The organism is uncultured Intestinibacter sp. (assembly GCF_902468165.1).
Taxonomy (GTDB): Bacteria; Bacillota; Clostridia; order Peptostreptococcales; family Peptostreptococcaceae; genus Intestinibacter.
Genome location: NZ_CABQXJ010000078.1, coordinates 1 through 14,868, shown reverse-complemented (window position 1 = coordinate 14,868; position 14,868 = coordinate 1). Strand labels below are relative to the sequence as shown.

At 29.7% G+C, this 14,868-nt stretch carries 14 protein-coding genes; all 14 read left to right on the top strand.

Annotated elements, in window-relative coordinates:
- Positions 1 to 213 precede the first annotated feature (213 nt).
- The 14 genes from tilS (at position 214) to RDX53_RS11925 (ending at position 14,537) form a co-directional block, all read left to right on the top strand.
- Complete coding sequence (gene tilS / locus RDX53_RS11990; RefSeq protein ID WP_195930609.1) at positions 214 to 1,602, top strand: tRNA lysidine(34) synthetase TilS; 1,389 nt, start codon at positions 214 to 216, stop codon at positions 1,600 to 1,602.
- Between the two features lie 31 nt (positions 1,603 to 1,633).
- Entirely contained in the window at positions 1,634 to 3,616 is a 1,983-nt protein-coding gene (gene ftsH / locus RDX53_RS11985) for an ATP-dependent zinc metalloprotease FtsH (RefSeq protein ID WP_279325555.1), read from the top strand.
- A 171-nt stretch (positions 3,617 to 3,787) separates the two neighbouring features.
- Positions 3,788 to 4,765 carry a biotin--[acetyl-CoA-carboxylase] ligase gene (locus RDX53_RS11980; RefSeq protein WP_295779184.1) on the top strand — a complete coding sequence of 326 codons (978 nt, stop codon included), beginning with the start codon at positions 3,788 to 3,790 and terminating at the stop codon, positions 4,763 to 4,765.
- Positions 4,758 to 5,735, top strand: coding sequence for a P1 family peptidase (locus tag RDX53_RS11975; RefSeq protein WP_195930574.1), 978 nt, complete (start codon positions 4,758 to 4,760; stop codon positions 5,733 to 5,735). The genes RDX53_RS11980 and RDX53_RS11975 overlap by 8 nt, the downstream gene beginning before the upstream one ends.
- 235 nt (positions 5,736 to 5,970) lie before the next feature.
- Positions 5,971 to 6,576, top strand: a complete 606-nt coding sequence (locus RDX53_RS11970) for an ECF transporter S component (protein ID WP_195930570.1) — start codon at positions 5,971 to 5,973, stop codon at positions 6,574 to 6,576.
- A 17-nt stretch (positions 6,577 to 6,593) separates the two neighbouring features.
- Positions 6,594 to 7,364, top strand: coding sequence for a type III pantothenate kinase (locus tag RDX53_RS11965; protein ID WP_195930567.1), 771 nt, complete (start codon positions 6,594 to 6,596; stop codon positions 7,362 to 7,364).
- 255 nt (positions 7,365 to 7,619) lie between these two features.
- On the top strand, positions 7,620 to 8,588 hold the full coding sequence (dusB, locus tag RDX53_RS11960) for a tRNA dihydrouridine synthase DusB (protein WP_195930564.1): 969 nt from the start codon (positions 7,620 to 7,622) through the stop codon (positions 8,586 to 8,588).
- 107 nt (positions 8,589 to 8,695) lie between these two features.
- Entirely contained in the window at positions 8,696 to 9,172 is a 477-nt protein-coding gene (gene greA, locus RDX53_RS11955) for a transcription elongation factor GreA (protein WP_195930551.1), read from the top strand.
- Between the two features lie 14 nt (positions 9,173 to 9,186).
- Positions 9,187 to 10,710: a lysine--tRNA ligase gene (gene lysS, locus RDX53_RS11950; protein ID WP_307994231.1), complete on the top strand. Its 1,524-nt coding sequence runs from the start codon at positions 9,187 to 9,189 to the stop codon at positions 10,708 to 10,710.
- A 262-nt stretch (positions 10,711 to 10,972) separates the two neighbouring features.
- Positions 10,973 to 11,410 (top strand): Fur family transcriptional regulator, encoded by a 438-nt coding sequence (locus tag RDX53_RS11945; RefSeq protein WP_195930546.1) that lies wholly within the window; start codon positions 10,973 to 10,975, stop codon positions 11,408 to 11,410.
- On the top strand, positions 11,403 to 12,449 hold the full coding sequence (locus RDX53_RS11940; RefSeq protein ID WP_295676929.1) for a metal ABC transporter substrate-binding protein: 1,047 nt from the start codon (positions 11,403 to 11,405) through the stop codon (positions 12,447 to 12,449). Before RDX53_RS11945 ends, RDX53_RS11940 begins: the two co-directional genes overlap by 8 nt.
- 27 nt (positions 12,450 to 12,476) lie before the next feature.
- A complete protein-coding gene (locus RDX53_RS11935) occupies positions 12,477 to 13,184 on the top strand; it encodes a metal ABC transporter ATP-binding protein (protein WP_195930542.1) in 708 nt (235 codons plus the stop codon).
- Positions 13,177 to 13,992, top strand: coding sequence for a metal ABC transporter permease (locus RDX53_RS11930; protein WP_195930539.1), 816 nt, complete (start codon positions 13,177 to 13,179; stop codon positions 13,990 to 13,992). The genes RDX53_RS11935 and RDX53_RS11930 overlap by 8 nt, the downstream gene beginning before the upstream one ends.
- 359 nt (positions 13,993 to 14,351) lie before the next feature.
- Entirely contained in the window at positions 14,352 to 14,537 is a 186-nt protein-coding gene (locus tag RDX53_RS11925; RefSeq protein WP_295763739.1) for a hypothetical protein, read from the top strand.
- The last annotated feature ends 331 nt before the right edge of the window (positions 14,538 to 14,868 follow it).

The window sequence follows — 14,868 nt, the reverse complement described above, 5'->3', positions numbered from 1 at the left end:
TACTACCTTTTGTTTAATTTATTTGTTATTATATGTATTATAGTTAATTTTATTTAATCTGCAAAAACATACAAGGACTTAATATTTTTTTATAGAAAATATATAAACAATTGTAAGTTTAAATTTTGCTTGAAAGGATTTAAAAATAGTTTTTAATATATTTATTAAATTAAACATGAAAATAAATTAAGAATTATTTAAAAGGGATAGAATATGATATTTGAAAAGGTACTCGATACAATAAATAGACATAATCTTATTGAAAAAGGAGATAAAATTGTATTAGGGATTTCTGGCGGCCCGGATTCAGTTTGTCTTCTACATATATTAAATCGATTAAAAGAAACATTAGATATAGAAATTTATGCTGCTCATTTAAACCATCAAATTAGAGGTCTTGAGGCACAAAAAGACGCATTATATGTAACACAATTGTGTGAAGAGATGGGTATAAAGTATTTTGTTAAATCAATTGATGTTCCAAAATACTGCAAAGAAAATAAATTATCTATTGAAGATGGTGCCAGAAAATTAAGATATGAGATGTTTTATGAAATCATGACTAGAACTCATGCTAATAAAATAGCAATAGCTCATAATGAAAATGACCAAGCGGAAACAATACTTATGAGAATTATGAGAGGGACTGGTCTTCAAGGATTAAGAGGAATTGAGTATATAAGAGATAACGTTATAATAAGACCAATATTAGACATAGAAAGAAGCGAAATTGAAGATTACTGTGAACAATATAATCTAAATCCAAGAATAGACCAAACCAATCTAGATCCAATCTATACAAGAAATAAAATTAGATTAAAACTAATCCCATATATGCAAGAAAACTTTAATTCAAATGTAATAAAGTCTATAGTAAGAATGACTAGTAGCATAAAAGAAGATAGTGACTATATTGAATCAAATGCACTTATGAAATTTGAAGAAATATGTTCTATATCAGATGAAAGCATAGAAATACCAGTAGATTTATTTGTAGACTTACATAATTCAATAAAATATAGAGTTCTTAGATATGCGATTAAATATGTTTTAGGAGATACTAATTTTATAGACCAAAAACATATCTTGGAGATTATTGAACTGGAACCAGAAAAAAAAGTAGGGAAAAAATTAAATCTTCCAAGAGGTTTGTTTGTATATAGAAAGAAAAATAGTATAATAATTACTATAAAAGAAATAATTAGTGAAGAAATTGAATTCTGTTACAAAGTCCCTAAGAATGGATTTGTAAAAATAAAAGAATTGGGAACACTTGTAGAAACAGAAACAATGAGTATTGAAAAATACAACATCACTAAAGGAGAAAACAAAGATAATAAATGGTTTGATGCAGACAAAATAAAGGGGGACTTAAATGTAAGAACTAGAAAAGCAGGGGATAAGATAAATATTTCTGTAGGAAATAAAAAACTAAAAACTTTATTTATCGATATGAAAATTCCAAAAGAAGAAAGATGTAGAATACCTATATTAGTAGATGAAGAAGATGTACTAAGTGTAGGAACTTACAGAGTAAGTGAGAAGTTTAAAGTTGACGAAAGCACAAGAGAAGTACTGAAAGTATGCTTTAAAACGCTTTAAAATAAAACAACATATGAAGGGAGGGCTTCTGTTGAACAAATTCTTAAAAGGCGCAGGTTTTTATTTGTTACTTTTAATTATAATCGTGACAATAGTAGAATTTGCAGGTACACCGACAGAAACAGTAAAAGAATTAAACTTTTCTCAAGTATATAAATATTTAACAGAAGAAAATATATCAGAAATACGTTTTGTAGATTCAACTTCAGTAGAAGGTACAATAAAAGATTCAAAAGAAAAATTTACATCTTATATGCCAAGAGAAGTCATGAGTGATGAGTTTGCAAATGAGGTATTAGAGCAATCTAAAGAAGGAAAATTAGTATTTAGTGGTAAACCAAAACCAACTGAACCTTGGTATATACAAATGCTACCAACATTATTATTAATATTCTTTATGGTAATAATGTGGTTCTTATTTATGAATCAGTCTCAAGGTGGAGGCGGAAAAGTTATGAACTTTGGAAAATCAAAAGCTAGAGTTCATAAAGATGATGAAAAGACTAGAGTTACATTTAAAGATGTAGCAGGTCTTCAAGAAGAAAAAGAAGATTTAAGCGAAGTTGTTGACTTCCTTAAAAATCCAAAGAGATATATTGAATTAGGAGCAAGAATACCTAAAGGGATACTTATGGTAGGACCTCCTGGTACAGGTAAAACTTATTTATCAAGAGCAGTTGCTGGTGAAGCAGGAGTTCCATTCTTCACTATAAGTGGTTCTGATTTTGTTGAGATGTTTGTTGGGGTTGGTGCTTCAAGAGTAAGAGATTTATTTGAACAAGCTAAGAAAAATGCTCCAGCGATAATATTCATAGATGAAATCGATGCTGTTGGTAGAAAAAGAGGAGCTGGCCTTGGCGGTGGACACGATGAAAGAGAACAAACATTAAACCAACTTCTAGTTGAAATGGATGGTTTCGGTGTTAACCAAGGTATAATTATAATGGCAGCAACAAATAGACCAGATATACTAGACCCTGCGCTACTTAGACCAGGTAGATTTGACAGAGAGATAGTAGTAGGAGCGCCTGATGTAAAAGGTAGAGAAGCTATATTTAAAGTTCACTCAAAAAATAAACCTCTTGCAAAAGACGTAAAAGTAGATGTATTAGCTAAGAGAACTCCAGGATTTACTCCTGCAGATATAGAAAACATAATGAATGAAGCTGCAATACTTACAGCTAGAAAGAAAGAAAAACAAATTCATATGGAAACTATAGAAGAAGCTATAACAAAAGTTATGGTAGGGGTTGCTAAGAAATCAAGAGTTATAAGTGCAAAAGATAGAAAACTCACAGCTTACCACGAAGCTGGTCATGCTATATGTATGCATGTATTAGAACATGTAAGCCCAGTTCACCAAGTAACAATAATACCAAGAGGTAGAGCTGGAGGATTTACAGAACCTCTTCCACAAGAAGATCAAATGTATGGAACTAAGAATGAAATGAAAGAAACTATCATAATGGCATTAGGTGGTAGAGTCGCTGAAGAATTAATAATGGACGATATATCTACAGGTGCATCTAATGACTTAGAGAGAGTTACTTCAATAGCAAGAGCTATGGTTACTAAATACGGTATGAGTGAAAAACTTGGACCAATGGTATATGGCGATAGTGATGAAGAAGTATTCTTAGGAAATTCAATTTCAACTAAGAAAAATTACTCTGAAGAAATAGCTTATGAAATAGATAAAGAAGTAAGAGATATAGTTGAAGTTGCATATGCAAAATGTAGAAAAATATTAACTGACTATTCTGCGGAGCTTGATTATGTAGCTAAAGGCTTATTAGCATATGAAACTTTAGATGCAGAACAATTTATAAAAGCATTTAATCAAGAACTTCCTTTAGATAAAGGAGATTTAGTTGAAAAATCTGATACTGACAATTCAACTACAGAAGAAGTTAAAGTTGATATAACTAAAAAAACAGAAACTACTCAAGTAGAAAACAAAATAGAAGACACTGTTGTAGAATTAAATAAAAAAGATTTAGATAATGAAAAATAATCTTGAATATTAGATAAAAAGGCTGTTACATTAATTGTGTAACAGCCTTTATTTTTTTTGATAAATTTTCCTAAAAATTGTATTTTATATATAAACAGTTAACAATATAATGTAAAATAAGATATAAATTGATAATAAGAAATTAATATATAGTTTTAAAGGGGTGTATTTATGAGAGAAAAGATAATAAGAGCTATTTTAGATAGCGGAGATAGCTTTATATCTGGAGAACAATTATCTAAGGCATTAGGAATTTCTAGAACAGCAATATGGAAACATATAAATGCACTTAGAGAAGAAGGATATAATATAGAATCTGTAAATAAAAAGGGATACAGATTAGCAGAAAGACCACATGATATATTATCACTAGAAAATATATCGCATAATCTTAGCACTGAATTTATAGGCAAAAATATAATACATTTGGATACTGTAGGTTCTACAAATGATTATGCTAAAGAAATTGGAAATAAAGTTAATGGGGGAACCTTAATAATAAGTGAACAACAAACTAAAGGTAAAGGAAGATTGGGCAGAAGTTGGAAGTCAAAATCAGGAGATGGAATTTGGATGAGCTTAATTATAAAGCCTAAAATTGAGCCATATAAGACGCCGTTTTTAACTTTAGTAGCAGGTGCAAGTATTATTAAAGCATTAGATAATTTAGGTGTTGATGTATCGATAAAATGGCCAAATGATATCATATTAAATCATAAGAAAATTTGCGGTATATTAACTGAATTATCAGCCGAAATGGAAAGAGTAAATTATATTGTTATAGGAATTGGTATAAATGTAAAAACACTTGAATTCCCAGAAGAAATAAAAGAGAAAGCTACTTCTCTTTATAAAGAAGGATATAAGTTATCTAGAGTTGATATCGTTAGACAATTTTGTATAGAGTTTGAAAAATTATATAAAGCTTATATACTAGATGGAAACAAAGATAGCACTTTAGAAATATGTAAAAAATATTCGGCAATAATAGGGAATCATGTATATCTTATAAAGAATAACAAAAAAGAGTTAGTTGAATGTATAGATATAAATGAAAATGGAAATTTAATTATAAAAGAAAATAATGGTGAAATAAAAGAAATACTATCAGGAGAGGTTTCTATAAGAGGAGTAAAAGGATATGTATAATAACATACTAGATGTTAAAGGATTAAAAGTAGGACAAGCACAAAATGAAGAAGCTCTTACAGGATGCACAGTGGTTATATGCGAAGAAGGCGCAGCATGCGGTGTAGATGTTAGAGGAGCTGCCCCTGGAACAAGAGAAACAGATTTACTTGATCCAGTAAATACAATTCAAAAAGTACACGCTGTTGTTTTATCTGGTGGGTCAGCATTTGGTTTAGAAAGTACATGTGGAGTTAGCCAATACTTAGAAGAAAAAAATATAGGATTTGAAGCAGGGCCTTGTAAAGTGCCAATAGTTGTTGGTGCGGTATTATTCGACTTAGCAATAGGAAATCATAAAATAAGACCAGACAAACAAATGGGATACGAAGCTTGTTTAAATGCTAGTGAAACAGTTTTAGAACAAGGAAACTATGGTGCTGGATGTGGAGCAAGTGTCGGAAAAATAAGAGGACCAGAATTTGTAACAAAAAGTGGTATAGGAAGTCATTCTATAAAATTAGACAATGGAATAGTAGTATCAGCTTTAGTTGCAGTAAATGCATTAGGAGATGTGTATGAAGATGGAAAGGTAATAGCAGGAGCATTAAATAATGATAAAACTAGCTGTCTAAATAGTTACGAACTTATGAAACAAGGGGTAACAAAAGGCGGATTTAGTATAGATAATACTACAATAGGAATTATTGCTACTAATGCTAAATTAGATAAAGCACAATGTAAAAAAATATCACAAATGGCCCATGATGGATACGCGAGAGCTATATTCCCTATACATACTCCTCATGATGGAGACACAATATTTACGATGGCAACAGGTGAAATAGAAACAGGAGCAGATTTAACATTATTAGGTTCTTTAGCAGTTGAAGTTATGGAAAAAAGTATAATAAATGCTGTTAAAAATGCTAAAGGAGTAAAACAAATACCATCATATAATGAATTAAAACAACAATTATTAGTAAAATAGATATTTAATAAAATTGATTAAAATAATCCAAAAATATACTAAAAAGGCATGTTTTTGATTATAAGAAAAAACTAACAAAAAAATGTGAGAATATTGACAACGCAAGTGTCGACTGCTAAAATTTATTTTGTTACAGCGGGCATTCTTAAAAAAGAAGTCTGACTATAGGGTAAAATATGTAACAAAATAATATTAAAAGTCCGGCATCCAATGGAGCTGGAACGGAGGTTATATTATGATGAACGCAGGAGCACAAGCATCAACTCAAAAACGATTAAACGTTAGAAGAATGGCAGTAATCTCAGTACTGTCAGCAATATCAATTGTATTATCTATGATTCCTTTTGTTGGTTATATACCACTAGGACCAGTTAAAGCAACTATTATGCATGTACCAGTTATAATAGGAGCAGTAATAGAAGGTCCAGTTGTTGGAGCAGCAGTAGGTTTAATATTCGGATTAACAAGTCTATTTAAAGCATTTACAGAACCTACAATTACATCATTCTGTTTTATGAATCCAATTATATCAGTATTACCAAGAATATTAATTGGTGTAGTGGCATACTATGTATATGCAGGAATACACAAATTAACTAAAAGAGTTTATTTATCAGGATTCATTGCAGGAGTAGTTGGATCTCTAACAAATACAATAGGAGTTATGGGATTAATTTACGTATTATATGCGGATAGATATATGAAAGCAATAGGTCAAGCAGGAAATGCAGGTAAATATATTCTTGCAATATGTACAGCTAATGGAATACCAGAAGCAATAGTAGCAGGTGTATTAGTATCAGCAGTTGCAGTGGCTATGATTAGAAAAAGCAAAAAATAGAAAGAGGGTTTATATAAATGCTATTAGTATTTGACGTTGGAAATACCAATATGGTTTTAGGCATCTATGAAGGAGATACATTAACTAACAGTTGGAGAATAAACACTGATCATCAAAAAAGTTCAGATGAATATGGTATATTAATAAATAACTTATTTGAATACCATAGAATCAATATGAGAGATGTTAAGAATATAATTATATCATCAGTGGTTCCAGATGTTATGCATTCTCTTGAAAACTTCTGTATAAAATACTGTGGAGTTGAGCCATTAATAGTAGGACCAGGAATAAAAACTGGCTTAAACATAAAATATGATAATCCAAAACAAGTTGGGGCTGATAGAATAGTAAATGCAGTAGCAGCTATCGAAAAATACGGATACCCATCAATAATAGTTGATTTTGGAACAGCAACTACATTCTGTGCAATATCAGATAAAGGAGAATACTTAGGCGGTTCAATTTGTCCAGGAATTAAGATATCAAGTGAAGCATTATTCCATGAAGCATCTAAATTACCTAGAGTTGAATTAGTAAAACCAGGTATGACAATTTGTAAAAATACAGTATCAGCAATGCAAGCTGGTATAATATATGGTTATGCAGGAATGGTTGAAAGATTAATTAACATGATTAAAGAAGAGTTAGGTAATGATGATGTAAAAGTTATTGCAACAGGTGGACTTTCAACACTTATAGATTCAGAAACTGATAGCATAGATTATATCGACAAAGACTTAACACTAGAAGGTTTAAAACTTATCTACGAAAAAAATAAAGAATAAATAATCGATTAATAAAACATATTTTTTGATTAATAAATAGAAAAGCAAAGACTGTCTCGAAAATAATAGAGACAGTCTTTTTTAGGCATAAAATATACGTATTTTTGAAAAATAAATGGTTAAGTAAATGTAAAAAAATAAAATTTATCAAAAATCATATAGTATATTTTAATTTTTTGTAATAATATATTAGAAGTGGTCAATAATGAATTGATATAGTCCACAAAAACTTTTTAAATAAAAAGGAGAACAATAATGAACATAGGAAATGTAAGTCTTGACAACAGAGTTTTTTTATCTCCTATGGCAGGTGTAACTGACCTTCCTTTTAGATTAATATGTAAACAAAAAGGTTGTGGGATGCTTTATACAGAAATGATAAATGCAAAAGCCCTTTGCTATAATGATGAAAATACTAAAAAAATGACTAAAATAGAAGATGAGGAACACCCAATTGCAATCCAAATTTTTGGTTCTGAACCTGAATATATGGGAAGAGCTGCTGAAATATTGAACTCTCATCCAAATGAAATTTTAGATATAAATATGGGTTGTCCAGCTCCTAAAGTAATAAAAAATGGTGATGGATCAGCTTTAATGAAAAATCCTAAATTAGCAGAAGAAGTTATGAGAGCTGTAGTAGAAAATTCTACAAAGCCAGTAACACTTAAGATAAGAAAAGGATGGGATGATAATAGTGTAAATGCTGTTGAAATAGCTAAAATAGCTGAACAAGCTGGAATTAGTGCTGTAGCAATACACGGTAGAACTAGAGAACAATATTATTCTGGAAAAGCAGACTGGGATATAATAAAAGAGATAAAAGAATCTATATCAATACCTGTAATAGGTAATGGAGATGTATTTGAAATAGATGATGCAATAAATATGTTAGAAAAAACAAACTGCGATGCTATAATGATAGGTAGGGGTGCGCAAGGAAACCCATGGATATTCAAAAGAATAAACCACTATATGCAAACTGGTGAAATACTACCTAACCCAACTGCAGAAGAAAAAATAAATACAGCTATAGAGCATATGAAACTTGCAGTTGCTGAACATGGAGAATATGTAGCAGTTCGTGAAATGAGAAAACATATTGGTTGGTATATAAAAGGATTAAAAAATTCAGCTAGATTTAGAGATGAAATCAATAAATTAACTGATTGTGAATCTGTAGTAATGAAGCTGAATGAGTTGTCCTTGACACAATCAGAATAGTGACTTATAATAAAGCGCATAAATTAGTTAGAACGTAAAATTATAATGAATAATATAAAGAAAGTTATAATTTATAAAATATAGAGTGTAAAAGGAGTTGTTAAGTTATGGTAGAAAAACAAGAGTTACTTACTCAAGATGGTTACAATAAACTTGAAGAAGAGTTAGAATACTTAAAAACAGTAAAAAGAAAAGAAGTTGCAGAAAGATTAAAAGTAGCTATATCATTTGGGGATTTATCAGAAAATGCTGAGTACGATGAAGCTAAAAATGAACAAGCTAAATTAGAAGAACAAATATTAAAACTTGATGAAAAATTAAGAAAAGCAGTTATCATAGATGAAAGTCAAATAGACCTTGATATAGTAATGGTAGGTTCTATAGTTAAGTTATATGACTTTGATTTCGATGAAGAAATTGAATATTCAATAGTAGGTTCTGCAGAAGCTGATCCATTCGAAGGAAAAATATCTAATGAATCACCAGTAGGAAAAGCTCTATTAGGTGCTAGAGTTGGTGAAGTTGTAGAAGTACAAGTTCCAGATGGAGCAAATAAATTCAAAGTATTAGATATAAGAAGATAGAAGGGGAGGAACAAATGAGTAAAAACCAACATCAAAATGTAGAAACACATGAAGAACTTAGTGAAGTGTTAAAAGTTAGAAGAGAAAAATTACAAAATCTTATAGATATGGGAAGAAACCCATTCGAGCAAACAAAATATGATGTAACTGATTATTCTATGCAAATCAAAGACAACTTTGAAGCTAAAGAAGGCGAAACTGTTAAAATAGCAGGTCGTATAATGAGCAAAAGAATCCAAGGTAAAGCTGGATTTATAGATATACAAGATTCTGAAGGTAGAATACAATGTTACGTTAGAAAAGATGCTATAGGTGAAGAAGAATACCCTGTGTTCAAAACATATGATATAGGTGATATCATAGGTGTTGGAGGTACTGTATTCAAAACTAAAAAAGAAGAAATATCAGTAAAAGCAACTAGCGTAGTATTATTATCTAAATCATTACAAGTATTACCAGAAAAATACCATGGATTAAAAGACGTAGATTTAAGATACAGACAAAGATATGTTGACTTAATAGTTAATCCAGAAGTAAAACAAGCATTCTTAACAAGAACTAAAGCTTTAAAAGCATTAAGAAGTTACTTAGATGATAGAGGATTCTTAGAAGTTGAAACACCAATATTAAATACAATAGCTGGTGGAGCAAATGCTAGACCATTTATAACTCATCACAATACATTAGATATACCAATGTACTTAAGAATAGCTAACGAATTATACTTAAAAAGATTAATAGTAGGTGGATTCGATAAAGTATACGAAATGGGAAGAATGTTCAGAAACGAAGGTATGGACGTTAACCACAACCCAGAATACACTGCTATAGAAATGTACCAAGCATATGCTGACTTCAACGATATGATGGAATTAACTGAAAATGTTATAGCTCATATGGCAGAAGTTGCTACAGGAAGCACAGTTGTTAACTTCCAAGGAACTGAAATAGACTTCAAACCACCATGGAAAAGAATGACTATGATAGAATGTGTTAAAGAATACGCTGGTGTAGACTTTGATACTATAAACACTGATGAAGAAGCTTTAGCAGTAGCTAGAGAAAAAGGAATAGAAATAACTCCTGGAATGAGAAGAGGAGAAGTTATAAATGCATTCTTCGAAGAATTCGGTGAAGATAAATTAATCCAACCAACATTCATAACTCATCATCCAGTTGAAGTTTCTCCACTTGCTAAGAGAAATGCTGAAGACCCAAGAAAAACTGATAGATTCGAAGCTTTTGCAAATAAATGGGAATTAGCTAATGCATTCTCTGAACTTAATGACCCAATCGATCAAAAAGAAAGATTTATGGACCAATTAAGAAAGAAAGAATTAGGTGACGACGAAGCATGTGATATGGACGAAGATTTCATAAATGCTTTAGAAGTTGGTCTACCTCCAACAGGTGGATTAGGAATAGGTATAGATAGAGTTATGATGTTACTTACTAACTCTGCATCAATAAGAGACGTAATACTATTCCCAACTATGAAACCAATAACTCATAAAAATACTGAAGACGAAGAACAATAAGATTTATTAAATCTTAATATAATATAGAGGGGTGTCCTACTTTGGACATCCTTTTATTTTTATGTATAAAACTATATAGAAAAGTTTGACATATCTATATCCTAGGTATATAATAAATAACTGAAAATGAAATAGGGAATCAGTTTCTATTTAAGTAAACTGATATTATTTTTGGTGAATAAATGATAATGAGAATCGATTTAATCAAAATATATATAAATATATTTTGATTATGTTTTTTATGAAAGTGAGGAGTATACAATTGAACAATAATAATAGAGGAAAATATAAAACTAAACAAAGGGAATTAATATTAGATTATTTGGTAGATAATAAAGATAGACATGTAACAGTAGACGAGATAATAGATTATACAAAAGAATTTGGTTCTCCAGTTGGAAAAACTACTGCATACAGATATATCGACGAATTAGAACAAAAGGGCATAATCCGTAAGTATACAATAGAAAAAGGCATATGTGCTTGTTATCAATACATAGATAAAGAAGAAAAATGCTACAATCATTTTCATTTTAAATGCAAAGTATGTGGAGAACTATATCATTTAGATTGCAACTTTTTAAATACAGTAAAAGAACATTTATGTGCTCATCATGGATTTGAAATAGATAGTTCAAAAACTGTATTCTATGGAACATGTAAAAAATGCTTAAATAAAATAGGAGATAGAGATGAATAAGAAGAAAATAGGAATTATTGCATTAATTATCGTAATGTTATCTGGAGTTATGATGATTTTTGCAAATGGAATAAAGAATAAACAAGTAGTTGAGAAACATGATGGAAAACTACAAATAGTCGTTACTTCATTCCCACAATATGATTTTGCTAGGGCAGTTGCTGGAGATAACGCGGATATACAAATGCTTATTAAACCTGGTGTAGAAACACACTCATACGAACCAACACCAGATGATATAAGAAAAATCCAAAACTCAGATTTATTTATTTACAATGGTGGAGAAAATGATAAATGGGTAGATGGAATTTTAGATTCTATCGATATGAGTAAAACAAAAACTTTAAAATTAGAGGATTGTGTAAATTTAATTGAAGAAGATGAAACAGTAGGTCTTGAAGGCGTAGCAACTCATTCGCATGATCACGATCATAGCCATGAAGATGGAGAAGACCACGACCACGAAGATGCAGAAGGTCATGAAGGACATGAACACAGCACAACAGACATAGAGTACGATGAACATGTTTGGACATCACCTATAAATGCTATAAAAATCGTTAAAGAAATAAACACAGTTTTAAATCAATTAGATGAAAAAGATGCAGATAAATTTGATGCAAATGCTAAACAATATATATCTGAAATAGAAGATATAGATTCACAAATTAGAGATATAGTAAAAAATGCGAAAAGAAAAACTTTAGTATTTGGGGATAGATTCCCATTCAAATACTTTGTAGAAGAGTATGGTCTTGATTATAAAGCTGCATTCCCTGGATGTAGTGATGAGATGGAACCATCAGCAGAAACTGTTTCTTATTTAGTTAATTTCATTAGACAAGAAAATATACCAGTAGTATTATATGTTGAACTTAGCAGCCAAAAAGTAGCTAATACTTTAGCAAATGAAACAGGAGTAAAAACTATGTGTTTAAATTCTGCTCATAATCTTAGTCAACAAGACTTTGAAAATGGTGCAACTTATGTGTCTATTATGAAAGAAAACATAAAAACACTTAAAGCAGCACTACAGTAAAATATGAATTGGAAAGGAATATTTTAAATGAGTCAAATAGAATGTAAAGATGTTAGTGTAAAATATGAAAATCAAGTAGTATTAGAAGATATTTCTTTTTCTATAGAACAAGGTGATTACTTATGTATAGTTGGAGAGAATGGTTCGGGAAAAAGTACCTTAGTAAAAACTATATTAGGTTTAGAAAACTCTAAATTAGGTCAAATTGTATTTGGAGAAGGCTTAAATAAAAATGAAATAGGATATTTACCACAACAAACTCAAGCTCAAAAAGATTTTCCAGCATCAGTATATGAAGTTGTATTATCAGGATGCTTGAATTCAAAAGGATTTAGTCCATTTTACTCTATGAAAGATAAAAAATTAGCTAATGAAATGATTAAATCTCTTGGCATAGAAAATATAAAAAGAAAATCATTTAGAGAATTATCAGGGGGGCAACAACAAAGAGTATTGTTAGCAAGAGCACTTTGTGCAACTAAAAAGATAATAATACTTGATGAGCCTATAACAGGCTTAGACCCAACTGTAACACGTGAGATGTATAGTTTAATAAAAGAAATAAATAAAAAAGGGATTACGATTATAATGGTATCTCATGATATAAATTTTGCTGTTAATAATGCAAGTAAAATACTTCATTTAAAAAAGAACATCAAATTCTTCGGAAATACAGAAGATTATGCTAACAGTGAAGTAGGAAGAAGATTTATAGGAGGTGCCCAAATTGATTAGTGTATTAAGTGATATGATGTCATATACATTTATAGTTAGAGCAATGATAGTAGGTGGCTTAGTTGCTTTATGTTCTGCCTTATTAGGAGTTAGTTTAGTTTTAAAAAGGTACTCAATGATAGGTGATGGGTTATCACACGTGGCATTCGCTGCTCTTACAATAGCTGTTGCTATGAATGTAGCGCCACTATATATATCAACACCAATAGTTACAGTAGCTGCTATTATACTACTTAGATTAAGTGAAAATAGCAAGATAAAAGGTGACTCAGCAATTGCCTTAATATCTACAGTATCTATTGCTATAGGGGTTGTTGTAACGGCATTAACAAAAGGAATGAATACAGATGTATATAGCTATATGTTCGGTAGTATATTAGCAATGTCTGAATCAGATGTATATATGAGTATTGCTTTATCTGTAGTAGTTATTATATTATTTGTATTTTTCTACAATAAAATATTTGCAGTTACTTTTGATGAGTCATTTGCAAAAGCTACAGGAACAAAAGCCGATGCTTATAATATGATAATTGCTGTTTTAACAGCTATAACAATAGTTGTTGGTATGAGAATAATGGGTACAATGCTTATATCAAGCTTAATAATATTCCCAGCATTAATATCAATGAGAAACTTTAAAACATTTAAAAGTGTAATAATATGTTCTGCAATAGTATCAGTAGTATGTTTCTTTTTAGGAATAGTATTATCATATTTATATTCAATACCTACAGGAGCAAGTATCGTTCTTGTTAATACTGTAGCGCTGATATTATCGTATTTAATAGGAGAATTGAGAAATTAATCAATTCTCTTTTTTAATTCTACGGAAATTATATATTATCTGGTTTGTGGATAATGTATAATTTCCAACTTATTAACTAAAGCAACGGACGAAGTCGTTGGCGATATGAACGAAGTGAATTTTTTTATTAAAGAAATTTAGGCTAAATTATTATTAAAAATAACATCTAAATATAAAATAACAATATAAACCTAAAAAAATATACTTAGAAAATGGAATAAAATATATCAATATATATTAATATGTGATAATTAGAAGAAATTTTTGTAAAGGAAATAGGAATATTTTTTTAGAATTATAATAGAACTATCAAGAATTTTATTAACAAATTAATAAAAATTATATAGGAGGATTTTATAATGTTACAAATTTTAAATTGGTTATGTCTTATAAGTGTGTGTTTTCTATCAATTCAAGTATTCTTATATATGTGTAAAGATACAATAAAACTTTATAAAAGTATGGTTAGAACTAAAAAAGTCCATTCTCAAAAGCCAGTTATTCCAACAGTTGCAGAAGAATTATTAAATAAAATTGCAAAATAATAAAAAAAGTGTTGACGGATATGTTTTATAGTGGTATAGTATTACTTGTCCTTGAGAGAGGCGCAAGAGATTCGACGAAATCTCGGTAAGAAGTAGAAGTTGATTTTAATAAATTTAAAATAACATCTAAGTAACTTATTTATTAAATTAGTTTTTAAAAATAAGTTAAAAAACTTCTTAAAAAAGTGGTTGACAAATAAATAAAGATTTGTTAAACTAAAGAAGCTGAAACGAACGAAACAAAATAAGTTAAGTGAGTTAAGTAAATGAAATAATGAACTTTGAAAATTAAACAGTAGGTTAATTATAAACTTTAATTCACACGAATTAA

Excerpts from the sequence above, each read along its gene's own strand:
- RDX53_RS11980 (WP_295779184.1), top strand. The coding sequence starts at position 3,788 with ATGAGAGAAAAGATAATAAGAGCTATTTTAGATAGCGGAGATAGCTTT.
- RDX53_RS11970 (WP_195930570.1), top strand. The coding sequence starts at position 5,971 with ATGATGAACGCAGGAGCACAAGCATCAACTCAAAAACGATTAAACGTT.
- RDX53_RS11975 (WP_195930574.1), top strand. The coding sequence starts at position 4,758 with ATGTATAATAACATACTAGATGTTAAAGGATTAAAAGTAGGACAAGCA.
- dusB (WP_195930564.1), top strand. The coding sequence starts at position 7,620 with ATGAACATAGGAAATGTAAGTCTTGACAACAGAGTTTTTTTATCTCCT.
- RDX53_RS11965 (WP_195930567.1), top strand. The coding sequence starts at position 6,594 with ATGCTATTAGTATTTGACGTTGGAAATACCAATATGGTTTTAGGCATC.
- greA (WP_195930551.1), top strand. The coding sequence starts at position 8,696 with ATGGTAGAAAAACAAGAGTTACTTACTCAAGATGGTTACAATAAACTT.
- RDX53_RS11925 (WP_295763739.1), top strand. The coding sequence starts at position 14,352 with ATGTTACAAATTTTAAATTGGTTATGTCTTATAAGTGTGTGTTTTCTA.
- lysS (WP_307994231.1), top strand. The coding sequence starts at position 9,187 with ATGAGTAAAAACCAACATCAAAATGTAGAAACACATGAAGAACTTAGT.
- RDX53_RS11940 (WP_295676929.1), top strand. The coding sequence starts at position 11,403 with ATGAATAAGAAGAAAATAGGAATTATTGCATTAATTATCGTAATGTTA.
- tilS (WP_195930609.1), top strand. The coding sequence starts at position 214 with ATGATATTTGAAAAGGTACTCGATACAATAAATAGACATAATCTTATT.
- RDX53_RS11935 (WP_195930542.1), top strand. The coding sequence starts at position 12,477 with ATGAGTCAAATAGAATGTAAAGATGTTAGTGTAAAATATGAAAATCAA.